The 22,289-nt window shown below is 63.0% G+C and carries 21 protein-coding genes; 8 read left to right on the top strand and 13 right to left on the bottom strand.

The genetic code is table 11. From position 1 onward, the window contains the following. Window positions 1–129: 129 nt before the first annotated feature. Window positions 130–1,560, bottom strand: coding sequence for a S41 family peptidase (locus Q1V51_RS05950; protein ID WP_300554140.1), 1,431 nt, complete (start codon window positions 1,558–1,560; stop codon window positions 130–132). A 126-nt stretch (window positions 1,561–1,686) separates the two neighbouring features. On the opposite strand from Q1V51_RS05950, the gene Q1V51_RS05955 reads away from it, so the two are divergent. The 3 genes from Q1V51_RS05955 (at window position 1,687) to Q1V51_RS05965 (ending at window position 4,756) form a co-directional block, all read left to right on the top strand. Further along, window positions 1,687–2,910: a winged helix-turn-helix domain-containing protein gene (locus Q1V51_RS05955; RefSeq protein WP_300554143.1), complete on the top strand. Its 1,224-nt coding sequence runs from the start codon at window positions 1,687–1,689 to the stop codon at window positions 2,908–2,910. A gap of 63 nt (window positions 2,911–2,973) precedes the next feature. Further along, window positions 2,974–3,675, top strand: coding sequence for a DUF4197 domain-containing protein (locus Q1V51_RS05960; protein ID WP_300554145.1), 702 nt, complete (start codon window positions 2,974–2,976; stop codon window positions 3,673–3,675). 67 nt (window positions 3,676–3,742) lie between these two features. Beyond that, on the top strand, window positions 3,743–4,756 hold the full coding sequence (locus Q1V51_RS05965) for an adenosine deaminase (protein ID WP_300554150.1): 1,014 nt from the start codon (window positions 3,743–3,745) through the stop codon (window positions 4,754–4,756). On the opposite strand, the gene arfB is transcribed toward Q1V51_RS05965, so the two are convergent. Genes arfB through purM form a run of 3 tightly spaced genes read right to left on the bottom strand, consistent with a single transcriptional unit; the run spans window position 4,753 to window position 6,888 of the window. Further along, window positions 4,753–5,172, bottom strand: a complete 420-nt coding sequence (gene arfB, locus Q1V51_RS05970; RefSeq protein ID WP_300554153.1) for an alternative ribosome rescue aminoacyl-tRNA hydrolase ArfB — start codon at window positions 5,170–5,172, stop codon at window positions 4,753–4,755. The two genes, Q1V51_RS05965 and arfB, sit on opposite strands and share 4 nt — an antisense overlap. 7 nt (window positions 5,173–5,179) lie before the next feature. Then, on the bottom strand, window positions 5,180–5,830 hold the full coding sequence (purN, locus tag Q1V51_RS05975; protein ID WP_300554156.1) for a phosphoribosylglycinamide formyltransferase: 651 nt from the start codon (window positions 5,828–5,830) through the stop codon (window positions 5,180–5,182). Between the two features lie 17 nt (window positions 5,831–5,847). After that, window positions 5,848–6,888 (bottom strand): phosphoribosylformylglycinamidine cyclo-ligase, encoded by a 1,041-nt coding sequence (gene purM, locus Q1V51_RS05980; protein ID WP_300554159.1) that lies wholly within the window; start codon window positions 6,886–6,888, stop codon window positions 5,848–5,850. A 135-nt stretch (window positions 6,889–7,023) separates the two neighbouring features. On the opposite strand from purM, the gene Q1V51_RS05985 reads away from it, so the two are divergent. The 4 genes from Q1V51_RS05985 to Q1V51_RS06000 are packed head-to-tail and all read left to right on the top strand — an operon-like array spanning window position 7,024 to window position 12,537. Beyond that, window positions 7,024–8,121: a DUF2066 domain-containing protein gene (locus Q1V51_RS05985; RefSeq protein ID WP_300554162.1), complete on the top strand. Its 1,098-nt coding sequence runs from the start codon at window positions 7,024–7,026 to the stop codon at window positions 8,119–8,121. A 25-nt stretch (window positions 8,122–8,146) separates the two neighbouring features. Continuing rightward, window positions 8,147–8,839: a hypothetical protein gene (locus Q1V51_RS05990; protein ID WP_300554165.1), complete on the top strand. Its 693-nt coding sequence runs from the start codon at window positions 8,147–8,149 to the stop codon at window positions 8,837–8,839. After that, window positions 8,836–11,010: an RNA degradosome polyphosphate kinase gene (locus Q1V51_RS05995; protein WP_300554168.1), complete on the top strand. Its 2,175-nt coding sequence runs from the start codon at window positions 8,836–8,838 to the stop codon at window positions 11,008–11,010. The genes Q1V51_RS05990 and Q1V51_RS05995 overlap by 4 nt, the downstream gene beginning before the upstream one ends. Before the next feature lie 3 nt (window positions 11,011–11,013). Further along, window positions 11,014–12,537, top strand: coding sequence for a Ppx/GppA family phosphatase (locus tag Q1V51_RS06000; RefSeq protein ID WP_300554170.1), 1,524 nt, complete (start codon window positions 11,014–11,016; stop codon window positions 12,535–12,537). Here Q1V51_RS06000 and rnd read toward each other — a convergent pair. The 6 genes from rnd to Q1V51_RS06030 form a co-directional block, all read right to left on the bottom strand. Further along, entirely contained in the window at window positions 12,534–13,691 is a 1,158-nt protein-coding gene (rnd, locus tag Q1V51_RS06005) for a ribonuclease D (RefSeq protein WP_300554172.1), read from the bottom strand. The genes Q1V51_RS06000 and rnd overlap by 4 nt on opposite strands. 37 nt (window positions 13,692–13,728) lie before the next feature. Then, the gene (locus tag Q1V51_RS06010) at window positions 13,729–15,033 is read right to left on the bottom strand and encodes an MFS transporter (protein ID WP_300554174.1); all 1,305 of its coding nucleotides are present in this window, start codon (window positions 15,031–15,033) and stop codon (window positions 13,729–13,731) included. Next, the gene (locus Q1V51_RS06015; RefSeq protein ID WP_300554176.1) at window positions 15,030–15,755 is read right to left on the bottom strand and encodes a lysophospholipid acyltransferase family protein; all 726 of its coding nucleotides are present in this window, start codon (window positions 15,753–15,755) and stop codon (window positions 15,030–15,032) included. The genes Q1V51_RS06010 and Q1V51_RS06015 overlap by 4 nt, the downstream gene beginning before the upstream one ends. A 45-nt stretch (window positions 15,756–15,800) precedes the next feature. Next, complete coding sequence (locus Q1V51_RS06020) at window positions 15,801–16,571, bottom strand: lysophospholipid acyltransferase family protein (RefSeq protein ID WP_300554178.1); 771 nt, start codon at window positions 16,569–16,571, stop codon at window positions 15,801–15,803. A gap of 47 nt (window positions 16,572–16,618) precedes the next feature. Continuing rightward, a complete protein-coding gene (locus tag Q1V51_RS06025) occupies window positions 16,619–17,248 on the bottom strand; it encodes a TetR/AcrR family transcriptional regulator (protein WP_300554180.1) in 630 nt (209 codons plus the stop codon). Between the two features lie 340 nt (window positions 17,249–17,588). Next, a complete protein-coding gene (locus Q1V51_RS06030) occupies window positions 17,589–18,011 on the bottom strand; it encodes a hypothetical protein (protein WP_300554183.1) in 423 nt (140 codons plus the stop codon). Between the two features lie 173 nt (window positions 18,012–18,184). Here Q1V51_RS06030 and aspS point away from each other — a divergent pair, with 173 nt between their 5' ends. Further along, window positions 18,185–19,996 carry an aspartate--tRNA ligase gene (gene aspS / locus Q1V51_RS06035; RefSeq protein ID WP_366522714.1) on the top strand — a complete coding sequence of 604 codons (1,812 nt, stop codon included), beginning with the start codon at window positions 18,185–18,187 and terminating at the stop codon, window positions 19,994–19,996. Window positions 19,997–20,072: 76 nt separating this feature from the next. Here the strand turns inward: aspS and Q1V51_RS06040 are convergent, their stop codons facing one another. From Q1V51_RS06040 to Q1V51_RS06050, 3 genes are all read right to left on the bottom strand, one after another. Beyond that, window positions 20,073–21,479: a pentapeptide repeat-containing protein gene (locus tag Q1V51_RS06040; protein WP_300554188.1), complete on the bottom strand. Its 1,407-nt coding sequence runs from the start codon at window positions 21,477–21,479 to the stop codon at window positions 20,073–20,075. Between the two features lie 63 nt (window positions 21,480–21,542). Beyond that, window positions 21,543–22,037: a pentapeptide repeat-containing protein gene (locus tag Q1V51_RS06045; RefSeq protein ID WP_300554191.1), complete on the bottom strand. Its 495-nt coding sequence runs from the start codon at window positions 22,035–22,037 to the stop codon at window positions 21,543–21,545. A 61-nt stretch (window positions 22,038–22,098) separates the two neighbouring features. Beyond that, window positions 22,099–22,284, bottom strand: coding sequence for a hypothetical protein (locus Q1V51_RS06050; protein ID WP_300554194.1), 186 nt, complete (start codon window positions 22,282–22,284; stop codon window positions 22,099–22,101). Window positions 22,285–22,289 lie beyond the last annotated feature (5 nt).

Below are 22,289 nucleotides of genomic sequence, written 5' to 3' on the forward strand. Positions count from 1 at the left end.
ATCCCACGCCCCCGGCCCAACCACCCGCAAGGGTACCATCATGGGGGGGCTGGGCCGGGGGCGTGGGACGGCACAGACTTCAGACTAAAAACACCCCGGCCTGGCGGTCGGGGTGTTTTTGTTTGCGTATCAGTCAGCGCGGATTCGCTCGACAAGCTGGTCGAGAGCGGCGTCAGTTTCGCCTCTAAGGAGCGGCAGGCTGAGCTCGATATCCGGCGTCACCGGGTGGGGATGATCATCGCCATTGGGGCGGATGATATGCGCCTTGGGATAACCAACCCGGATACCTGTGGCCGGCAGGGTGAAATATTCCATGGCACCATAGGTGGTCGACATGTCCGCCGTCGCTTCACCGGCAATAATGCCAAAGCCGTAATCCTGGACCAGCGCCGCGGTCGTCACCGCGTTGGAGTAGGAATAGCGGTTGATGAGAACATAGACCTCGCCCTGGAAACGCTCCCCCTCGCGCGGTTCAGCCTGGGGGAAGTCATAGAGGATGGTGTCGCCATTCTGGGCATTGGCAAACAGCTCGGCATATTGCGCGCTGACCTCGCCGCCGCCTTCGGCCAGCCGGGCCGCATTGGACGCGGTCGTGGTCTCGCTGACCAGGAGGCGGAACTCGGAGGCGAACCGCCAGGCTTCATCGGCAAACCAGGCAATGATCGGGTCGGAGAAGGTGTTGTTGCCGCCGGGATTGTCGCGCAGGTCGAGGATAAGCGTGTCAGCATCGGCTGCGATGAATGCCCCAAAGGCGGTATCCACCCGGGCGACATAGCTCGTCGGGTCCCAGGGATTGCCGCCTTCATCGGTATTGTAGAACGGGCCCGGGCGCAGATAGCCGATATCCTCGCCGATCATGCGGGCATCGAAGAGCGGTAGTTGGAAGGATTGCATAGGGGCTTCCGGTAGGGTCGCCATAGCGTCGCTGGACAGTAGCGGGACGTTGATACGATGATCACGGCCATCGCCGCGGCGCACGGTTATGCTCAGGCTTTCGGCCTGCGGGTATTCCAGCCAGACCACAGCCGGGAAATAGCTTTCCAGCAGGGTATAGGCGAATTCGGGTGTGTCTGCCGACAGGTGCGCGGTCATGCGGTCGAGCCAGAGCGCATTGGGCTGCCCGTTGATGGCAATAATCTCGTCACCGCGTACCAGTCCGTTTTCCAGAGGCAGGACGCTCTCGACCAGAACACGGCCATCGCGGATGCGAATATCAAAGGGCACCGCTCCGCCTCCGTTATCGCGCCAAGCGAACCAGTCGCTCACCGGAAAATCGATGCGCGTATGGGCAATTCGGATTTCAGACAGGAAGGTCTGGAAATAGACCGAGGCCTCAAACGCAGACATCGAGTTGTCGATTTCGTGCAGCATTTCAGCATGGCGCTGATCAAGCACGGATTGCGGGGTGGCAGAGTAGAGCCCCGGCTGGGCTGATTGCAGTGTGGTGTAGAGATGCCTGAAATCGCGCCGCAGCGCGTCCGCTGTGAAGCTGTCGCTTGATTGCGCGGGGGCCGGGGCTGCCATCAGGTTGAGGGCGAGGGCAATGAAAGTCAGACGCATGGCAATTCCTTAAGTCACATCATCGATCAACCGCTAGCCTTGTGTGCGCTTCCATTTCACGCCATGACCGGACTATCCTTTTGACCTGACCTTTTTCTGACCCTTGAGTTCGTCCGGAGTAGAGTCTTGAATTTGCAGGCAGGCTTCCAGCTAGAAAATATCAGGGTTGAGCCGGGAAATGGCCGCCTCTTCCGTGATGGCGAGATCATCGAGGTGGAGCCCAAGGTGATGGGCCTGTTATGCCTTCTGGCCGAGGCCGCCGGGGACACGGTGAGCCGCGACAGGATCGGTGAGAAGGTCTGGCCCGGTGTCACGGTGAATGAAGACGCCCTGTCGCGCGCGGTGTGGAAACTGCGCCGGGCGCTGGGGGATGAAGCGCGCGCCGCAAGATTTGTGGTCACTGTGCCCAAGCGTGGTTACCGGTTGGGCGTCGCAGTTGAACCTCTGGCCAGCGATGAAACCGGCCTGCCGCTCTGGCTGCCCTTTGCTGGAATTGGTGCGGCGCTGGTCCTGGCTGCCGTGGTCGCGCTGCTGCTCATACTGCCGGCGGATAGCCCTCAAAACGAGCCTGCGGCGGATTTGATCGCCCGGGCCGATGATTTCTATGCCCAGATGACCCGAAGCGAGAATGAGGCGGCCCTGCGCCTGTATCAGCGCGCGCTGGAAATCGACCCGGCCAGTGCCCAGGCCCAGGCGGGTCTTGCCAATGCCATCACCCAGAGTGTAGTGCGCTGGTCGCCGGGCGACTGGCCCGAGGTGGGGCTGAATTCGCGGATCCAGACCGCCCTGACCAATGGCCGGACGGCGACGCCGGAGGCACGCCAGCAATTGCAGCGGGCTTTGGGGCATGCCCGCCAGGCGCTTGAGATCGATCCGGGCTATGCCCCGGGCTATCGCGCGCTAGGGCTGGCAAGCTCGGCGATGGGAGATATCAGCGGGGCGATGCGCGCTTATGACCGGGCCGTGACCATTGATCCGGATAACTGGGAAAGCCTGATGAACCTGTCCGACCTCTATGGCTATCAGGGACAGTCTGAACTCTCGCTGCGCTATCTGGAACAATCCTTTGAAGCCATGACCCGGCGCTATGACGATGAGACCGCGCGAATCCGGCCCTGGCATTCCGGAGCCGGGCTGATGATCGCGCGCCGGCACGTCGAACAGGATCGGGTTGAGGAGGCCGAGCGCTGGTATCGCCGTGTCCTGCACTGGGACCCGTTCAATGCCGAAGCGATCCCGGAACTGGCGGCTATCCTGATCGCCCGTGGCGAGATGCGTGCGGCGCGGGAATTGTGTGCCGGCTTGTCGACCGCTGCGGCTGTTGCCGCCTGTTCATCTGAAACGCCGTAAAATGGGCGGCAGGTTCAATTGATTAGGCCACATATTGCTGGCCGATCCATTCTGGGGGGAAACATGCAGAGACGGATTTTCATCGCCGGGGCCTTGGCCACGATGGCAACGGCCGGCGCACAAGCCCAGAGCTTCGGCCGTTCACAGGCCGCCGATGGTGTGCGTGAAGCGCTCGATCAGGCGGCGCGCCTCGCAACCCGCCGTCTGGGCGTGGTCGATGGCTATTGGGGCGATCCCCAGGTCCGCATTGATCTGCCGCGCTCCGTCAGCCGGCTGCAATCGACCCTGCGCCCGCTGGGAATGTCCGGACAGCTCGACACGCTCGAGCTGGGCCTCAATCGTGCCGCCGAGAGCGCCATGCCGCAGGCACGCGAGATTTTCCTTTCCGTTATTCGAGGCATGACCGTGCGCGATGCCGTCGACATTGTCGGCGGCTCCGATACGGCCGCTACGGAATATCTGCGCCGCCGATCCGGATCGCGCCTGGCAAGCTTGCTCGAGCCACCGATGGAAAATGCCATGGGCGATGCCGGAGTGTATCGCACGCTCGATCGCATCGAGCCGCATGTGAACCGGGGCAATGACTTGCTGTCGCGCTTTGGCCTGGGCTCGGTGTCCTCGGACAACCTGGCCGGCTCGCTGCGTGATCATGCGGTCGAGAAGACGCTGGACGGGGTCTTCTATTACATCGGTGAGGAAGAGCGTGCCATTCGACGCGACCCGCTGGGGCAGGCCTCCTCGCTCCTGCGGCGGGTATTCGGCTGACGGGGTTGCACGCTTGCGGCAAGGGAAGCATTGCGGGATCATGGCGGCATATTCGCCGGAGCCCGCCATGACCGACCTCAACGCCCTGATCGACCGCCTGCCCAAGGCGGAGTTGCACCTGCATCTGGAAGGCTCGCTGGAGCCGGAGCTGATGTTTGAAATGGCGCGGCGCAATCAGGTCGAGATCCCGTTCAAGACGGTCGATGAGGTCCGCGCGGCCTATGAATTCGCCAATCTCCAGGAATTCCTCGACATCTATTATGTCGGCATGAATGTGCTTATTACCGAGCAGGATTTCTTCGATCTGACCTGGGCTTATCTCGAACGTGCGCACGCCGACACGGTGCGCCATGTCGAGGTCTTCTTCGACCCGCAGGGCCATACCGGCCGCGGTGTCGCCTTTGAGACCGTGATCACCGGCATCACCCGGGCCCTGGCCAAGGCGGAGGCCGAGTGGGGGCTGACCTCGCGGCTGATCCTTTGCTTCCTGCGCCATCTGAGCGAGGAGGCGGCGTTTGAAACCTTGGAGCAAGCCAAACCCTATCTCGCCCAGATCGAGGCTGTCGGGCTGGACAGTTCGGAGTTGGGCCATCCGCCCTCCAAATTCGAGCGCGTGTTTGCGGCGGCGGCCGAGCTCGGGCTCAAGCGCGTTGCCCATGCCGGTGAGGAGGGCCCGCCGGAGTATGTCTATGAGGCCCTCGACCTGCTCAAGATCGACCGGCTCGATCATGGCAACCGGGCGCTGGAGGATGAGGCCCTGGTCAACCGACTGGCGGGCGAGGGCATGACCTTCACCGTCTGTCCGCTCTCCAACCTCAAGCTCTGCGGCGTTCCTGACCTGCGCCAGCACCCGCTCAAGCGCATGCTGGAGTTGGGGCTGAAAGTAACGGTGAACTCCGATGACCCGTCCTATTTCGGCGGTTATGTGAATGAGAATTTCAAGCAGACCGCGGTCGCTGTCGGCTTGAACGAGGCCGACATTATCGCATTGGCCCGGAACAGCTTTACCGGATCCTTTCTGCCGCAAGCCGAGATCGACCGGCGCCTGGCCGAGATCGACGCGCTGGTTGAGGCCGCCTAGTCCTCGGCGCCCGGCTTTTTGCGCGCCGCCTTCTTGGCGCTGATCCGTGCCTTGGCTTCCTTGGTGCGGCGGACGGCGGCGAGCGAGGGACGCGATTTCTTGCGCGGTTTCGGCGCCACCAGCGCGCGTTCGATGAGGGCTTTGAGGCGGGAGCGGGCGTCGATCCGGTTGCGTTCGCGCGCCCTTTGCGTGTCGGCCCGGATCACCAGCACGCCCTCCTTGGTCAGGCGCGAGCCGGCCAGGCGTTTGAGCCTCGCCTTGACCTCTGGCGTAAGCCGCGAACAGGCCTCGACATCAAAGCGAAGCTGAACGGCGCTGTCGGTCGTGTTGACGTGCTGGCCGCCGGGGCCGGAGGCGCGGATGAAACGCTCCTCGATCTCGGCCTCGTCTATGACCAGCTCGTCGGTGATGCGCATGACCGTGTCAGTCGTGCGGGTTCATCAAGAGGTCGGCCCCGAATTCGCGCACCTGCAATCGCACCCGTTCACCGGCAACGCGGGCCTTGCCCTCGCAAGCCAGGGCGATGCATTGGGGGTAGAGCTGATGCTCGGCCTCGAGCACACGGGCGGCCAGCGTGTCCGGCGTATCTCCATGCAGGACCGGAACAGCCGCCTGGCCGATGATCGGGCCATCATCCATTTCCGGGCGTACATAGTGCACCGTGCAGCCATGAATGCGCACGCCCGCTTCCAGCGCCCGCTCATGCGTATGCAGGCCCTTGAAGGCCGGCAGCAAGGAGGGGTGGATATTGATCAGCAGATCACGCCATTTCTCGGTGAAGAAGGGGGTCAGGATGCGCATGAACCCGGCCAGGCAGACAATGCGGGCGCCGTACAGACGGATCAGCGTGTCCAGCGCCTGTTCGAAATCCTCGCGGGTTTCGTATTCGCGGTGATCGATCACTTCGGTCTCGATCCCCGCGGCTTCCGCCACGGCGAGGCCCGGCGCATCGGGCTTGTTGGACGCAACGAGGACGATCTCGGCGGGGTAGTCCTCCGCCTTGGCCGCTTCGATGATTGCCTGCATGTTGGAGCCGCGCCCGGAGATGAGCACAGCGATCTTAGTTTTCGCCATCAGGTCTGTGTCCTGGGTCAGGCTGCTTGAAGTTCACCGACAATGATGCCGGTCTCACCGTTTTCGGCAAGCATGGAAAGCGCCTGGTCGACGTCCTCGCGAGCGACGGACAGGAGCATGCCGATGCCGCAATTGAAGGTGCGGTGCATTTCGCTCTCGGCAATGCCGCCGGTCTCCGCCAGCCACTTGAATACCGGTGGCAGCTCAAAGGCACCGTAATCAATCACTGGATTGAGCGATTTCGGGGTCATGCGCGGCGGGTTTTCAACCAGGCCACCGCCGGTGATGTGGGCCAGACCATTCACCAGGCCCGCCTTGATCAGCGGCAGGCAGGCTTTGACATAAAGCCGCGTCGGCGCAAGCAGGGCATCGCCCAGGCTCTGTTGCGGTGCGAACGGGGCCGGGTCGGGCCAGTCCAGGCCGGCCACCTCGACGACTTTGCGGACCAGGGAATAGCCATTGGAGTGCACGCCGGAAGAGGCGAGGCCGATGAGGACATCGCCGGCCGACATACGATCATGGTCGGGCAGGAGGCGTCCGCGTTCGGCCGCACCGACGACGAAGCCGGCAAGGTCGAAATCCTCGCCTTCATACATGCCAGGCATTTCTGCCGTTTCGCCGCCGATCAAGGCGCAGCCGCTTTCCCGGCAGCCGGCCGCGATACCGGCGACGATGTCGGCGCCGCGCTCCGGGTCGAGCTTCGAGGTCGCCAGGTAATCGAGGAAGAAGAGCGGCTCGGCACCCTGGGCCAGGATGTCGTTGACGCACATGGCCACGAGATCAATGCCAACCGTGTCGACCTTGCCGGTGGCGATGGCGAGTTTCAGCTTGGTGCCGACGCCATCCGTGCCGGAAATCAGGATCGGATCATCATAGCCTGCGGCCTTGAGATCAAAGGCGCCACCGAAACCGCCCAGGTCTGCTGCCGCGCCAGGACGACGGGTCGAAGCCGCCAGCGGCTTGATGCGATCGACCAGCGCATCGCCGGCATCAATATCGACACCGCTATCGGCATAGGTCAGCCCGTTAGCCGGAGCGCCCGTTTCCTTGTTCGCCATCGCGAATCCCTCAGCCCGTGGAAAAAAAGAGCGCGGAGTACAGTGCAAACGCCGGTGCAACGCAAGTCGCGGGCTTCACGCCAGCTGCGGGGCAGCTATAGTGGCGGTCAAATCGCGCCACCAGGAGTTCTGCCCGTGCGTTCCTTTATTGCCGCCCTGAGCCTGTCGATCCTTGCTGTTGCCAGTGTTCAGGCCGACGACCCCTATACGGTGGAGAATGTCTCCATCGATGCCAGTGCTGATAATGCGCTGGAAGCTCAGACCGCCGCCATGCGTCAGGGCCAGGAAGATGCGGCGCGGGTCCTGATCGAGCGTTTGACGCTGCAGGAAGACCGTGCTGGCACAGGTTTCGATTTCGAGCCGCACATGAACGAGTTCGGTGAGATGGTGACCAGCGCCGATCTGGACGCGTCGGTTGTCGCGGAAATGATTTCCGGCCTGGAAATCCAGAACGAGCAGCGCAGCGCGACGCGCTACCTGGCCGAACTGACAATCAGCTTCGATCCGCGGGCCGTTGAGCGCGTGTTCGGTGCCTATGGCATCCCCTATGTCTCCGCTCAGTCGCGGCCCACCCTGGTCCTGCCAATCCTCGACGGCGCGACCGATTTTCGGCTTTGGGACAATAATCCCTGGCGCCAGGCCTGGACGAGCCAGTCCTTCGCCAACTCTCTGACCCCGATGTTTGTGCCCGGCAACGGGGAGGGCGCGGCCCTGATCTCGGCACGCGATGCGCTGAGCCTGAATGAAGAAGCACTGCGCGCGGCAGGGGCCTATTACGGTGTCAACCGGATCGCGGTGCTGCGCGCCCAGGAGCGCGGCGGTATCCGCCGCGTCGGTGGCTATCTCGTCAATCTCGACAATGTCGAGGAGCTGACAGTCGAGACCTGGGGGCCGCAGACGGTATTCGGCGGCTGGAGCAATGCGGCGCAGCAATTTGTTCTGGATCGCGAGGCCGAGTGGAAGCGTCAGTCGGTCGTTCGCGGCGGCGAGACCCAAGAATTCCGCGTCACTGTGCTTTATGGTGGCCTCGAGGAATGGCGCCGCCTGCAAATGGCCCTGACCGGAACATCACTGATCGAGGATGCGCGTCTGGACGCCATGTCGCGCGATGGTGCGCTGATGACGGTGAATTATCGCGGTGCCCTGGAACAGCTGGTGTCCGAACTGGCTGAACGCGGCGCTGCCCTGGAAGAGTATCCGGACCTCGGCTGGGTCGTCCGGACAGAATTCTGATCCCGGTTACGGGGCTGACACAAGCATGACGCAGCAATTGGCGCTGGATCTGCCCAACCGGGTCGATTTCAGCGCAGACAGCTTTATTCTCGGCGCTGCCAATCGAGAGGCCACAACGGCGCTCGAGCGCTGGCGCGACTGGCCGGCGGGGGCCTTTGCCCTGATCGGACCACCGGGCAGCGGCAAATCGCATCTGGCTTCGATCTGGGCGCGGCGATCGGGTGCGCGGGTGACGTCGATCGATGAGCTGGGCGCAGCGCTCGACCAGATCGAGCCGGGCGCCGCGCTGGTGGTCGAAGATACCGAGCATGGCGGAAGCGACACGGCGCTGTTCCATGCCTTCAACCGGGCGGCCAAGGGCGAGCTTCCGGCTTTGCTGATGACGGCGCGGGTGCCGCCAGCACAATGGGGAGCGGGTTTGCCGGACCTGGTTTCGCGGCTGCGGGCCTTGCCGCAGGTTGCCCTGCATGAGCCCGATGATGCGCTGCTGACCCAGTTGATCCGCAAACAGCTCAATGACCGGCATGCGCCGATCAAGCCGGGCGTGATTGAATACCTGCTGCCGCGCATGGAACGCTCGGTGGCTGCGGCAAGGACACTCGTTGACTTGCTAGACAAACGGGCGCTGGTAAAGCAGAGCCCGATCACACGCGTTGTTGCGCGTGAAGTGCTTGCAGAACTTAATCCGGACAGCCCTGATCCAGGAGACGGCGAATGACCGCGGACCTTACCCCGGTGCCCGAAATCGAGCAGCTCAAGACCAGCCCCTCGCGCTTTCTTAATCGCGAGCTGTCCTGGTTGCGTTTCAACATGCGTGTCATCGAGGAAGCGGAGAACCTGCGTCACCCGGTTTTCGAACGTCTGCGCTTCCTGTCGATCTCGGCCTCGAACCTGGACGAATTCTTCATGGTGCGGGTCGCGGGTTTGCGGGCCCTGGTGCGCAATGGTGTTACCGCGACGAGTATTGATGGCCTGACTCCGGCCGAGCAGCTCGAGCAGATCCATGTTCTCGCCAGCGAGCTGATGGGCAAGCAGCAGGCCCTGTGGGATTCGCTGAGCCGCGAGATTGCAGAGCACGGTGTTTCCGTTCTGGACGCGGACCAGTTGTCGAAGACCGATGCGGCCTGGCTGCATGGCGATTTCCTGTCCCACACCCTGCCGGTGATCACGCCGCTGGCCATCGATCCGGCGCATCCATTCCCATTTATTCCCAATCTCGGCTTCGCTCTGGCGCTGCACCTGCGCAATAAGGAAGACGGCAAGGAAATGTATGGCCTCATCCCGATGCCGCTCGGGGTGAAGCGTTTTGTCGAACTGCCTGCCCGTGCCAGCGAGACACCGGGGCGGCCCGAGCGCCGTTTCATTGCGCTGGAAACCGTGCTGGCGATGTATGTGGACACGCTGTTCCCGGGCCATGAAGTGGTCGGGCAGGGCGCCTTCCGGGTTATTCGCGACAGCGATATCGAGATCGAGGAAGAGAGCGAGGACTTGGTCCTCGAGTTTGAAAACCTGCTCAAACAGCGCCGCCGCGGCGTCATTGTCCGGTTGAAGCTCGAGGCGAGCATGCCCGACCAGCTGCGCAATTTCATCATCGCCCATCTTCATGCCGAGGATCAGGACGTGGTGCCGATCTCGGGGATTCTCGGCCTGGCCCAGGCGAGCGAGCTGATCCCTGACGACCGCCCCGAATTGCTCTTCCCGGCCTATGAGCCGCGTTATCCCGAGCGTATCCGCGATCATGGCGGGGATTGCTTCGCCGCGATCCGGGAAAAGGACATCGTCATCCAGCACCCCTATGAGAGTTTCGACGTGGTCGTCGCTTTCCTGCGCCAGGCGGTGGCCGATCCCGACGTGGTCGCGATCAAGCAGACGTTGTACCGCACCTCGAAGAACTCACCCATCGTCGCCGCCCTGATCGAGGCGGCCGAGGCGGGCAAGAATGTCACCGCCCTGGTCGAGCTCAAGGCGCGCTTTGACGAGGAAGCCAATCTGAAATGGGCGCGTGATCTGGAGCGTGCCGGCGTTCAGGTCGTCTATGGCTTCATCGAGTACAAGACCCACGCCAAGGTCTCGCTGGTGGTCCGCCGCGAGGGCAGCGAGCTGCGCACCTATGCGCATTTTGGCACCGGCAATTACCACCCGATCACGGCGCGGGTTTATACCGACCTGTCGCTGTTCACCGCCGATCCGGCCTTTGGCCGTGATGCCGGTCGGGTGTTCAACTACATCACCGGTTATGCGCGGCCGCAGAATCTCGAGCGCCTGGCGCTGTCGCCGATCAATCTCAAGCAGACGCTGATCGACAGCATCGAGAATGAGATCAAGAACGCCAAGGCCGGCAAGCCGGCGGCGGTCTGGGTCAAGCTCAACGCGCTGGTGCATCCGGAAATCATCGACGCGCTCTACGCGGCCAGCCAGGCCGGTGTGAAGGTCGATCTCGTGGTGCGCGGTATTTGCTGTCTGCGTCCGGGGATACTGGGCTTGTCGGAGAATATCCGGGTGAAGAGCATTGTCGGACGCTTCCTCGAGCACACCCGTATCGTGGCCTTTGCCAATGGTCACGCCATGCCGTCGCCGCATGCCAAGATCTATATCTCTTCGGCCGACTGGATGCCGCGCAATCTGGATCGCCGGGTTGAGCATCTCTGCCCGATCCAGAACCCGACCGTACACCGCCAGGTGCTCGATCAGATCATGGTCGCCAACCTCAATGACGAGGCCAATAGCTGGTATATGGACGGCGATGGCGATTATCGCCGGGTCGATGTCTCTGCCATTGAGGAGCCGTTCTCGGCCCATGCCTATTTCATGACCAACCCGTCCCTGTCCGGACGCGGAGAGGCCCTGTCGGGCGATACTCCGCCGGTGCTGACCGGGAATGGCGGCTAGGTCTTGGTTTTGGGGGCGGAAGATCCGGGGCTGATCGCGGAGAATGCGATTGAACGCGATGTCGCCGTCATCGATGTCGGCTCGAATTCCGTGCGTCTGGTGCATTTCCGTCTCGAGGGCCGCGCCCTCTGGCCAATCTATAATGAAAAGGTCATGGCCGGGCTGGGCGAGGGTGTGCGTGAGACCGGGCGTCTCAATCCGGCGGGCGTCGAGATCGCCCTGCGTGCGCTGAAGCGGTTCCGGCGTCTGCTTGATGCCAAGGCTGTTTCCGACCGTTACGTCGTCGCCACCGCTGCGGTGCGCAATGCCACGGACGGTCCGGATTTCGTCGAGCAGGTCGCCGAGCGCTCCGGGCTGGAAGTCCAGGTACTCTCCGGGGCACAAGAGGGCGAAATGTCGGCTCTGGGACTGGTTGCCGGCATCCCCGATGCGCATGGCATGACCGGGGATCTCGGCGGGTCGAGTCTCGAGATCACGCCCCTGGTCAATGGTCGTCCGCAAGCCGGCAAGACCTTTCCGCTTGGGCCCCAGGAAGTGATCGGGGCCAAGGGCTGGGATTACTCCCGCGCCAAGCGCAAGATTGAAAAAGGCCTCGACGGGATTGATTTCTCCGGGACCAAAGGCACGACCTTCTATGCCGTCGGGGGGGCGTGGCGGGCGCTGGCCCAGCTGGCCTTTGCCCGGTCAGGTTATCCGTTGCGCGTAGTGCACCAGTTTGGCCTCGACGAGAAACAGGTGCGCCAGTTGACGCGCCTGGCGGCGCGGCTGAGCCCCGCCTCGCTGGAAGGTATTCCGGGCATTGGCCGCCGGCGGGCCGCGACCTTGCCCTATGCCGCGCTCTTGCTGCGGCGGCTGGTCAAGCGCGGTGGTTTTGGTCGTATCGTGTTTTCTGCCTATGGTCTGCGCGAAGGCGTGATCATGGCCGGGCAGCCGGAAAGCCTGCTCGATCAGGACCCGCTGGTCGCCGGCGCCGAGGCGCTAGCCCGGCCGGCCGCCCCGGCGCCCTCATTCGGCCGCGCGCTCGCGGTTTGGCTGCGGCCGGTGATGGAACCGCTCGCGCCGGTCTTCTCACCGCGCCGGGACTGGCTCTTGCTGGAAGCGGCCTGTCGCCTCGCCGATATGGGCGCGCGCATGCATCCCGATCATCGCACGGACCTCGCCCGCGAGACTGTGCTCTATGCGCCCTTTGCCGGGATTGAGCATGCCGAGCGGGCCTTCCTCGCCGCGGTCACGCATTACCGTCATGGTGGTTCCGTTCACGCCATGGACGTGATGGATGCCCCGCATCTGATGAGTGAAGCGCAGCATGAGCGCGCGCAATTCCTGGGGCTGGCCCTACGCCTGGCCGCCAAGCTCTCAGGCCGCTCGGAAGTCTTGCTCGGGCGCTTTACCCTAAGCACGCAAGCGGACCGCCTCCTGCTGCAAGTCGATGACAGCGTGCGCGATCTCTATGTTGAGCGGTCGATTTCCCAGCTCGGCGGCCTGGCCGGTATTATCGGCCGGGACGCGGTCGTGGAGTATCGCTAGCCCTTCACATCCTGCATCACCACGCGGCCATCCTTGAGCGCCAGGGCGATCTCGCCCTGCATCAAGCGCACCGCGGGTTCGCCGAACACCTCGCGGCGCCAGCCCTTATTGGCCGGGATGTCCGCTTTGGGGTCGGCGGCGAGTTTTTCCAGGTCCGGCACGGTCGCGATCAGGCGGGTGGCGACACCGGCCTCTTCAGCGACGCGCTTGAGATAGACTTTGAGGAGCTCGACCGTCGGGCCAACATTGGAGGGCGGCGGGGCGGGTTTTTCCACCTTCGGCGCGTAATTCTCCGCATCGGCCATGGCCGCCCGCATCGCCTCGTAGAGGCGTTCAGCCGGGCGCGAGCGTTCAAAGCCTTTCGGCACGGCGCGCAGGCCCTGCAGCTCGCTCGCCTGGGTTGGCGCGGTCGCAGCGATCTCGTAAAGCGCGTCGTCCTTCATCACCCGCTGACGCGGCATGTCGCGGGTCTGGGCCTCGCGTTCACGCCAGGCGGCGGCACAGCGCAGACCGGCCAGCCATTGCGGCGTCATCTTGCGCAGCTTCAGACGCTTCCAGGCGTCTTCCGGGTTGAGTTCATAGGTCGCCGGGCGGGTGAGGATCCCCATTTCTTCCGACAGCCAGTCCTCGCGGCCCTTGCGGTCGAGCTTTTCGCGCATGATCGGGTAGAGGTCACGCAGATGGGTGACGTCGGCCATGGCGTATTTGAGCTGTTTGTCGCTCAAGGGGCGGCGCGACCAGTCGGTAAAGCGCGGGCCCTTGTCGATGGGGCGCTTGAGGAGGGCGCGGACGAGGCCGTCATAGGCGATGGAATCGCCCAGTCCGAGCGCCATGGCGCCGACCTGGGTGTCAAACAGCGGTGCCGGGATGAGGCCTTCGCCCTGGTGGAAGAAAATCTCCAGGTCCTGGCGTGCGGCGTGGAAGACTTTCATCACGCGATCATCGGCCATCAGCTCCCAGAAGGGCTCGAGGTCGAGGCCTTCAGCGAGCGGGTCGATGATGATTTCCGTGTCATGGCCGGCGGCCTGGATCAGGCACAGGGCCGGCCAGTACACGGTCTCACGCATAAACTCGGTGTCGACGGCGACGAAATCGCTTTGCAGGAGCGCATCACAGGCGCGGGTCAGCTCTGCTGTCGTGGTAATCATGGTCATGGGTGGGGTTGTTACCCCCACCCGATTTAATTTTCCATCACGAAGGGCTGTAGGGCCGGTTGGGTGATCCGACATAGCGCATGCTGGCCAGGGCGATTAGCCCGGTGCCGACGCCGACGAAGACGAACACCCACCAGATCGGCAGCGCAAACGTGCTCAGGGCGAGCAGGCCGAGCTGGCCGATCGAGGCGCCCAGCGCGTTGAGCAGGGTACCGGCGGCGAGCAGGCGAGCCCGCTTTTCCACCGGGGCCCGGCGCTGGGCCATGGCCTGCAGCGGCACGATGTAGAGACCGGCAAAAACCGCCGAGGCGAAGAAGGCAATCAGCAAGTGCCAGTTGTCCGGGTTCTGGGCGAAAGCGATAGGGCCGACCGGTTCCGGCGTCGGCACCCAGGTCGCCACCTGCCAGCCGATATAGAGATTGATCGCCAAGAGACCGAAACCGCCCAAAACGGTGAAGATGATGGCATCGCGGCCCTTGGTCAGCGCGCCGACGGCCAGCGAACCGGTGGCGGCACCGATAACGAAGAGGACGGAGAACAGGGTCACCAGGCCCGCGCCTTCTCCCATGACCTCGCGCACGAGGAGCGGCATCAAGGTCATCAGTCCGGCGGTGAAGAGATAGAACCAGGCCATGCCCAGGAGCGGGCGCAGGACCTGCGGCAATTGCGTTGCGAAATAGATGATACGCCCGGTCTCGATGATGAAATTCCAGCGGATTTTCAGATCCGGATTGGCGGCCGGCGAGGGCGGTGTGGGCACGATACTGGCAAAGCCGGCAATCGCGAACACGATCAGGATACCCGCCACAATCTGCGGCCCGTTGGGCATGGCGGCGAGCAATTGCCCGCCAGCCTGGCCTAAAAGGAGGCAGAGGAAGAAAACGGCGCCGAACAGGGCATTACCCGCCACCAGCTCCTCCGGTTTGAGATAATGCGGCATGGAGGAGACGCGTGAAGGGGCATAGAAGGCCGACTGAGCGCCCATCAGGAACAGGGTCAGGATCAGGATCCAGCCATTGTTGAGGAGGAAGCCGGCCGCCGCGACCAGCATCAGGATGATCTCGGCAAACTTGGCCCGGCGCATCAGCGTGGCGCGGTCATATCGATCCGCGATCTGGCCGGAGATGGCCGAGAATAGAAACAGCGGCAGGGTGAAGGCCGTGGCCGCGATCGGCACCACGGTTTCTGACGGCAAATCGGCCACGGTGAGACCGGAGAAGGTCGCCATGATGATCAGCGCGTTCTTGAACATATTGTCGTTGAACGTGCCCAGCGCCGAGGCGGTGAGGATCGGCGTGAAGCGTTTCGTGCCGATCAAGGAGAGGGAGGATTTCAGGCTCATGCCATTTCCTCCTGGAAGGTCTGGCCTTCCGCTTCCAAAGCCCGCGTGCGCGTTTCCACTGCGTCCTGCAGGCGTTGCATGAAAATTTCCCGGGGCAGGCCTGGCGGCAGCGGGTCGAGGAATTCGATCACCGCCTTGCCGGGGCTTTTCTCCCAGTCTTCCTGCTGCCAGCGCAGGCCCAGATTGGTCGCCACGGGGATCACGGGGCGCTCGAGCGTCTGGTAGATCTTGTAGACGCCCTTGCGATATCTCTTGGTTTCACCGATCGCAGCCAGCCCGCCTTCCGGATAGATCAGGATCGGGCGGTTCTCGCCATGTGAGCGCGCGATCGCGTCTTCCAGCGCCCCCGGGGCGGTGGTGTTGCCCTGGCTGTTGACCATGGTGGCGCCAGCGATGCGAACGATGCGGTTGATCAGCGGAAATTTTTCGATGCCATTGCCGATGACGAAATTGATGTCGCCGGAGATGGCCAGCATCAGCGGACCGTCGGCATAGGATTGGTGCTTGGCGGCGAGGATAACCGGCTGGCCCTTGGGCGGGGTGCCGCGGACCTCGATCTTGATGCCGGCGACCCAGTGCATGGTGAAGCGGATGGTATGGGCATAGCCGATCATCGTCTTCACCAGCGGCGTGCGCCAGGGCAGCCAGGACAGGCCATAGCAGGTCAGCGCAAAGACCGCCGAGATACCCCAGAACAGGCCGTTAAAGATAAAGGACCGCATGGTCATTTCCTCCCCGGGGCGCGTTGGCCCCGCCGGCGGGCGTGTCTAGATGCACGCCTCTGCCCGGCTTTCATTATTGTCGACACAGTGCAGTGCTTGGTGCTGGTGCGCAAATTCTGCTTCCAGGGCACGCGATTTGGCTTCCACATCACGCTCCAGCTTGGCCAGGAAGGCGTCGCGATCGGCGCTCGGTTGCATCGGTTCAAGGAATTCGATCACGGCCGTACCCTTGAACTTGGACCATTTCTGCTGCGGCCAGCACTGACCCAGATTGGTGGCGACCGGCACCACCGGACGATCCAGTTGGTGCGACATGCGCCAGGCACCCGAGCGATAGCGCATGCCGGTGCCCACCTCGGTCAGATGACCTTCCGGGTAGATCAGGATCGGACGCGGCGCGCCTTCACCCTGGCTGCGGGCCATGCCGTCTTTCAGGCTCTGAGCGGCTTTCTCGCCGCCCTGGGTGTTGACCACAATGGCGCCGCACCGAGTGAGCACCCAGCCGATCAGCGGGAATTTCAGCATGTGGTCGCCACATACGAAGTTCACATCACCGGTCTTGGCCATCATGACGATGCCATCGCCCCAGGACTGGTGCTTGGCCGCGATGACGACCGGCTGGTTCTTCGGCGGGGTGCCGCGGACCTCGACCTTGATGCCGCAGATGACACGCATCAGGATCACGGTTGCGCGCGAATAGGAGCGGATGCCGTGCATCAGCGCCCATCGGCCGGGCAGGAGCGCCAGCAGGGCGCAGACGATGGCGTAGACGCCGGACAGGGACCAATAGGCAATATTGAAGATGAAGGACCGCATGACGGGCTCCTTTGCTCAATGAAAACTTGTGTGGGGTTGAGGTCGGATCAGGCCGAGTGCAGCACGGCCATGATGGCGCGGGTAAAGGCCTCGACATGAGCCGATAGCGGGCGCTTGATACGGCCATAGAGGCTGTATTCCGCGCTCTGCATGACCACGCCCAGCGCCATGCCGGAGTAAAGCTCCGGATCGGCCTTGGGGATTTCGCCGCGCTCCATCGCCTGGGACACGACCTCGGTCATGAAGTCCGACGGGTCGGCACCGCCATCGCCTGAGGCGGCGATGAAGTTGTTGCGATGGGTGAGGTGATAGGTGAATTGCGCCGGATCGCTGTCGGCCAGTTCGCAATAGGCTTTGACCAGCGCGCGGGCGGTCTCTTCCATATTCGCGTCCGGCACCAGGTGGGAGATAACAAGGTCCTGAAGCTTATGGTGAATAGCCTCGAACATCAGTCGCGCCAGCTCGTCCTTGGAGCGGAAATGGCGATACATGGCGCCATCGGAAATGGTGCAGGCATCAGCGATCTGCTTGATAGAGACCCCGTCCAGCCCGTGCTCGGCAAACAGTTTCAGCGCCGCCCGCTCAATGCGGGCCTTGGTCGTCCCATAGCGCGCCGTGACGCCCTCATTGGGATCCATATCGTCGAAAATGTCCGTTTTCAGCATTCCGGTTTTCATCGCTCGCGCTCCCCAGGGTGTAAGTAAACGATCATTCACATGCTTTATGGCGTGGGCTTTAGGGGAATGCAAGTGAATAGTTACTTACATGGCGCAAAAATGATCTGGTAGTGGGTTAAGACGTTGTTCTGGGGCGGTATTCAATTCGCTCGAAACCTCCAACGCCCCCTCATCCTGACGCAAGTCAGGACCCCGAAAGGGCGAGTTCGTCCATGATCTCATTGTGTCTGACGAGGCGGTTCTGGGCTTCACACCGGCGCTGTGATGGCGAGGTTCAGCCAAGAAAAAAGACGCTCCTGTCCGGAGCGTCTTTTGTGTTCAGGATGTGGTGGGTTTCGAGCTAGCCGTCGCAGCCATACTCACCATCGACATTCGAGGTCCACCAGCTGCCGTTCTCGCCGCAAGGGTTGGCGAGGATCATGTTCTTGCAGTCATTGGCATCCTCATTCCAGTTGCACCAGCAAGACACGCTGTTCTCGCCGTGCTCGCAGTTATAGCGCGGTTCATAGGCCGCGCCGGATAGACGGGTCGCCGGATTCTCATAGATCCGGTCTTCCCGTGGGGTCGCCCGCGACATCGGCTCGGCTTGCAAGGTCCGGCGCAGGACCTGGCGCAATCGTTGTGGCGTAGCGTCTTGGACGGCCGCATAATTCAGGGTGAACTCCTCCTGCGACGGCGCGTCCTGCGTCGATTGGGCAAGGACGGGTGTAGCGAAGGCGGCCAGCAACACGGCCAGGCAAGTCAAGATGGATTTGAGGCTCATTATATCTCCCCCTGAGTGAATTCGCCTGCACAGGCTATCGCGACAGGCGAGCGGGGGCAAACATGATGGCGTGCGGGTGAACTGCAGCTGAACCCCCACAATCCTTGACATTCCACCCCGCAAACCGGCATGTCGCGGCGACCTGTTTCATGTTCTTTTCGGACGACGCACCCATGCACGCTTATCGCTCCCATACCTGCGCTGAACTGCGCCCGGATCATGTCGGCCAGACGGCCCGTATTTCCGGCTGGATCCACCGCAAGCGCGACCATGGCGGTCTCTTGTTCATCGACCTGCGCGATCACTACGGCTTGACCCAGTGTGTGCTGGAGCCGGAGAGCGAGCATTTCGAAACGCTCGAGCGTCTGCGCGTGGAAAGCGTCGTGACCATTACCGGTGAGGTGATTGCCCGCTCCGCCGACACTGTGAACGAGAACCTGCCGACCGGCGGCGTCGAGCTGCGGGTGAAGGGGCTGGAGATCCAGTCCGAAGCGGAAGAGCTGCCGCTGCCGGTCTTCGGTGAGCCGGAATGGTCCGAGGAAGTCCGCCTCAAGCACCGCTATATCGACCTGCGCCGCGAAAGCCTGCATGCGCGTATCATCAAGCGCTCGCAGATCATCGACTCGATCCGCCGCCGCATGGTCGAAGAGGGCTTTACCGAATACCAGACGCCGATCCTGACGGCCTCGTCGCCGGAAGGCGCGCGTGACTTCCTGGTGCCGGCTCGCCTGCACCCGGGCAAGTTCTACGCCCTGCCTCAGGCGCCGCAGCAGTTCAAACAGCTGATCATGGTTTCCGGTTTCGACCGCTATTTCCAGATCGCGCCCTGCTTCCGTGACGAGGACGCGCGCGCTGACCGCGCCCCGGGCGAGTTCTACCAGCTCGACATGGAAATGAGCTTCGCCACCCAGGAAGACGTGTTCAACGTCATCGAGCCGGTAATGAAGGGCCTGTTCGAGGAGTTTTCCGAAGGCTGGGCCGTTCCGGACGAGCACTTCCCGCACATCGCCTACAAGGACGCCATGCAGTGGTATGGCTCCGACAAGCCGGACCTGCGTAACCCGATCAAGATGTCCGACGTGTCCGACACTTTCCGCGGCTCGGGCTTCAAGGTCTTCGCCGGCATGCTCGAGCGCAATCCGAAGATCCAGGTCTGGGCCATCCCGGCCAAGACCGGTGGTTCGCGCGCCTTCTGCGACCGGATGAATTCCTGGGCCCAGAAAGAGGGCCAGCCGGGCATGGGCTATATCTTCTGGCGCGAGACCGAGGGCGGTCTCGAGGCCGCTGGCCCGATCGCCAAGAATATCGGCGAGGAGCGCACTGAGGCGCTGCGCGTCGAGCTCGGCCTGGAAGCCGGTGATGCCGTCTTCTTCGCCGCCGGTGACCCGAGCGAGTTCGCCGGCTTTGCCGGTCGGGCCCGCGATGTCGTCGGTACCGAGCTGGACCTGTGCGAGAAAGACACCTTCCGCTTCTGCTGGATTGTCGACTTCCCGATGTATGAGTGGGATGAGGACAACAAGAAGGTCGAGTTCTCCCACAACCCGTTCTCCATGCCGCAGATGACGGCCGAGGAATTCCTGGCGCTGGACAACCCGTCTGACGACGAGCTCCTCGCCATGAAGGCCTGGCAGTACGACATCGTTTGTAACGGTGTGGAACTGTCCTCCGGCGCGGTGCGGAACCACCGTCCGGACGTCATGCTGAAGGCCTTCTCCTATGCCGGCTACGGCCAGGACGTGGTCGAGGAAGAGTTCGGCGGCATGCTCAACGCCTTCCGCTATGGCGCGCCGCCGCACGCCGGTATCGCTCCGGGTGTCGACCGCATCGTCATGCTGTTGTGCAACCAGGAAAACCTGCGCGAAGTCGTCATGTTCCCGAAAGACCAGCAGGCCCGCGACCTGATGATGAACGCGCCGGGTACGGCCGAGAACAAGCATCTGCGCGAGCTGCACATCCGCACCGTGGTGCCGGAAGAAAAGAAATAGGCGCGGCTTGCCGCCCAGAAATGCGAAGAGCCGCCCGGTTGGGCGGCTCTTTTCGTTTTGCCGGACGCCAGGATGGCTATTGCGGGCTTTCCGGTTCTGGCGGGATGGCCGGCTTGGGCACGATCACATCGCCATTATGGCGCAGGATAAAGATGTTCTCGCCGTCTTCATCCGACATATCGTAGGAAAACCATTCTGACTGTTGGGCGGAGAGCGAGTGCCCTGGCTCCCCGGCGAGGCGGGCTTCGGTTTCCGCCTCAATCAATTCGCGTTCCAGTTCGCGACGTTCCCGGGCGATCTCGGCCTCGACTTCGCGATGAGCCTCGGCGATTTCCCGTTCAGCGTCCCGCAGCTCCGCCGCGGCCTCGCGTTCCATCACCCGGATCTCAAACCTTTGCTCGCGCTCATCGCGACGCCGGTCACGGGCATGGTCACGCCCATCGCGCTCGGCATCGCGCAAAACGCGGCGGATTTCCCGTTCGGCGCGGGCGATCTCGCGCATGGCTTCGCGGGTGGCGTGTTGCACGGCTTCGCGATCGAGATCCTCGGCATGCTCTTCAAGGGCGAGACCGACCTCGGCCAGGATCTCGACCCGCAAGCCTTCCAGCGCCTCGATTTCGGACAGCGTTTCAGAGACCTCGACCAGCTGGCTCCGGGACAAGCGGGGCAGGGAGGCGGTGTTGATCTCGTAGTGCGAGAGATGTTCCTGCGGGCAGGCCCGCAGATTGACCGTGTGCTCACCCAGACGGGTCTGTTCATCGCCACAGGCATTGGCCAGGGCCGCCTTGTTGAGGCCGCGGACGCGCTCGAACACGGCGGCGCTCAGATTGACCCCGGTCAGGTCGGCATCGCGGAAATCGACCTCTTGCAGATGCGCGCCCTCAAAGCTGGCATCGGTCAGGTCAGCATCACGGAAATCGGCCTTGCCGCCGGTCACCTCGGCGAAATTGGCGTGACGCAATTCGGCCTGGCGGAACACGGTGTCGTCCAGCTGGGCGCGCAGGAAATTGACCTGGTGCAATTGCGCATCGACGAAACGGGTGGACGCCAGGCGGCTGCCGATAAAGGTCACGAAGACCATATCAGAGCGGCTGAAATTGGCGTCGCTGAGATCGGCGCTGGAGAAATTGACGCGCTCGATATGGGCTTCAGACAGATTGGCGTCGGACAGGTTGGCGCGGCTGAAGGAAACCCCGGTCATCCGGGTCTGAACCATTTGCGTGTCGGAAAAATCCGTGCCGGTGAAGCGGCATTCCACGAAGGTGGAATTGAGCAGGTTGGAACCGGAAAAGCTCGACCCCTCGAAATCGGCGCCGATGAAGTTCGCACCGGCCAGATTCTGGTCGGCGAAATTACAGCCTTCACACTCCCCGCCAATGGCGAGGCCACGGCGCGGCGTATCCCTTTCCCCGGCCCAGACGGGCGCGACGAGAGTGGCGCTCGCGGCAAGCAGTGCAAGAATGGAAACGGCGGTGTTTCGCATAACTCCCTCGATACGGCACCTGAGGAGGAATTGCGACTTAAATCACAGTAATTAAGGATGGCCCTAGAGCAGGCGGCAATCGGCGATGCGCAGGCCCGGCGGCAACAGCGTCTCGGCATCGCCGCAGGCGCGGTCGAGCTGGCGCTGGGTCAGCCCGTGGGCATCGCGCAGATAGGCGCCGGACAGGTTTGCCCCGGTCAGATTGGCGCCGGCCATGTTGGAGGCGTTGAAATAGGTACCGACAAGCACGGCGTCGGTGAAGTCGACATTGCGGAAGCTGGCACCGACAAAGCGCGCCCCGAACAGGTTGGCGACGGAGAGGTTGGCGCCATCAAAACGTCCGCCATCCATGATGGCCAGAGACAAATTGGCCTGGCGCAGGCGTGAGCCGGACAGGTCGAGATTGCGCAGGTCATGATAGGACAGATCGGCCTGGAACAGGTTGCAGCCCGAGCAGGACTGGCCCGCCTGCACGCGTGCGATCTGCGCCGCGTTTTGCGCCAGCGCCGGCGTGCCCACGGACAGGGCAATCAGGATGGTAAGAAAAAACCGTGCCATTTTGGTGCACTCCGCAGACTGTCCCCGCACGCGCTGCAAGCGCGGGGCCGTGCGCGATCGGCTAGGCCAGGAGACTGACACCGCCCGCCACGAGAGCGAGGCCTGCGATCGCTGAGATCGCTGCCAGCGCGATGAAACGGTCCAGCCTGGGTCCGCTGGCGGCGCGGGCGATATGGACAATCAGACCGATGGCGCCGGCATGAAAGGCGATCACGCCTACTATGATCAGTGCGAGGCCGAGTCCCATCGTCA

This window comes from Maricaulis sp. (assembly GCF_030149235.1).
Classification (GTDB): Bacteria; Pseudomonadota; Alphaproteobacteria; order Caulobacterales; family Maricaulaceae; genus Maricaulis.

Excerpts from the sequence above, each read along its gene's own strand:
- Q1V51_RS05950 (WP_300554140.1), bottom strand. The coding sequence starts at position 1,560 with ATGCGTCTGACTTTCATTGCCCTCGCCCTCAACCTGATGGCAGCCCCG.
- Q1V51_RS06020 (WP_300554178.1), bottom strand. The coding sequence starts at position 16,571 with ATGCGGTCCTTCATCTTCAATATTGCCTATTGGTCCCTGTCCGGCGTC.
- arfB (WP_300554153.1), bottom strand. The coding sequence starts at position 5,172 with ATGCGCATCACCGACGAGCTGGTCATAGACGAGGCCGAGATCGAGGAG.
- rnd (WP_300554172.1), bottom strand. The coding sequence starts at position 13,691 with ATGACCATGATTACCACGACAGCAGAGCTGACCCGCGCCTGTGATGCG.
- Q1V51_RS05960 (WP_300554145.1), top strand. The coding sequence starts at position 2,974 with ATGCAGAGACGGATTTTCATCGCCGGGGCCTTGGCCACGATGGCAACG.
- Q1V51_RS05995 (WP_300554168.1), top strand. The coding sequence starts at position 8,836 with ATGACCGCGGACCTTACCCCGGTGCCCGAAATCGAGCAGCTCAAGACC.
- Q1V51_RS06015 (WP_300554176.1), bottom strand. The coding sequence starts at position 15,755 with ATGCGGTCCTTTATCTTTAACGGCCTGTTCTGGGGTATCTCGGCGGTC.
- purM (WP_300554159.1), bottom strand. The coding sequence starts at position 6,888 with ATGGCGAACAAGGAAACGGGCGCTCCGGCTAACGGGCTGACCTATGCC.
- Q1V51_RS06010 (WP_300554174.1), bottom strand. The coding sequence starts at position 15,033 with ATGAGCCTGAAATCCTCCCTCTCCTTGATCGGCACGAAACGCTTCACG.
- Q1V51_RS06050 (WP_300554194.1), bottom strand. The coding sequence starts at position 22,284 with ATGGGACTCGGCCTCGCACTGATCATAGTAGGCGTGATCGCCTTTCAT.
- aspS (WP_366522714.1), top strand. The coding sequence starts at position 18,185 with ATGCACGCTTATCGCTCCCATACCTGCGCTGAACTGCGCCCGGATCAT.
- Q1V51_RS05965 (WP_300554150.1), top strand. The coding sequence starts at position 3,743 with ATGACCGACCTCAACGCCCTGATCGACCGCCTGCCCAAGGCGGAGTTG.
- Q1V51_RS06030 (WP_300554183.1), bottom strand. The coding sequence starts at position 18,011 with ATGAGCCTCAAATCCATCTTGACTTGCCTGGCCGTGTTGCTGGCCGCC.
- Q1V51_RS06025 (WP_300554180.1), bottom strand. The coding sequence starts at position 17,248 with ATGAAAACCGGAATGCTGAAAACGGACATTTTCGACGATATGGATCCC.
- Q1V51_RS06045 (WP_300554191.1), bottom strand. The coding sequence starts at position 22,037 with ATGGCACGGTTTTTTCTTACCATCCTGATTGCCCTGTCCGTGGGCACG.
- purN (WP_300554156.1), bottom strand. The coding sequence starts at position 5,830 with ATGGCGAAAACTAAGATCGCTGTGCTCATCTCCGGGCGCGGCTCCAAC.
- Q1V51_RS06040 (WP_300554188.1), bottom strand. The coding sequence starts at position 21,479 with ATGCGAAACACCGCCGTTTCCATTCTTGCACTGCTTGCCGCGAGCGCC.
- Q1V51_RS05990 (WP_300554165.1), top strand. The coding sequence starts at position 8,147 with ATGACGCAGCAATTGGCGCTGGATCTGCCCAACCGGGTCGATTTCAGC.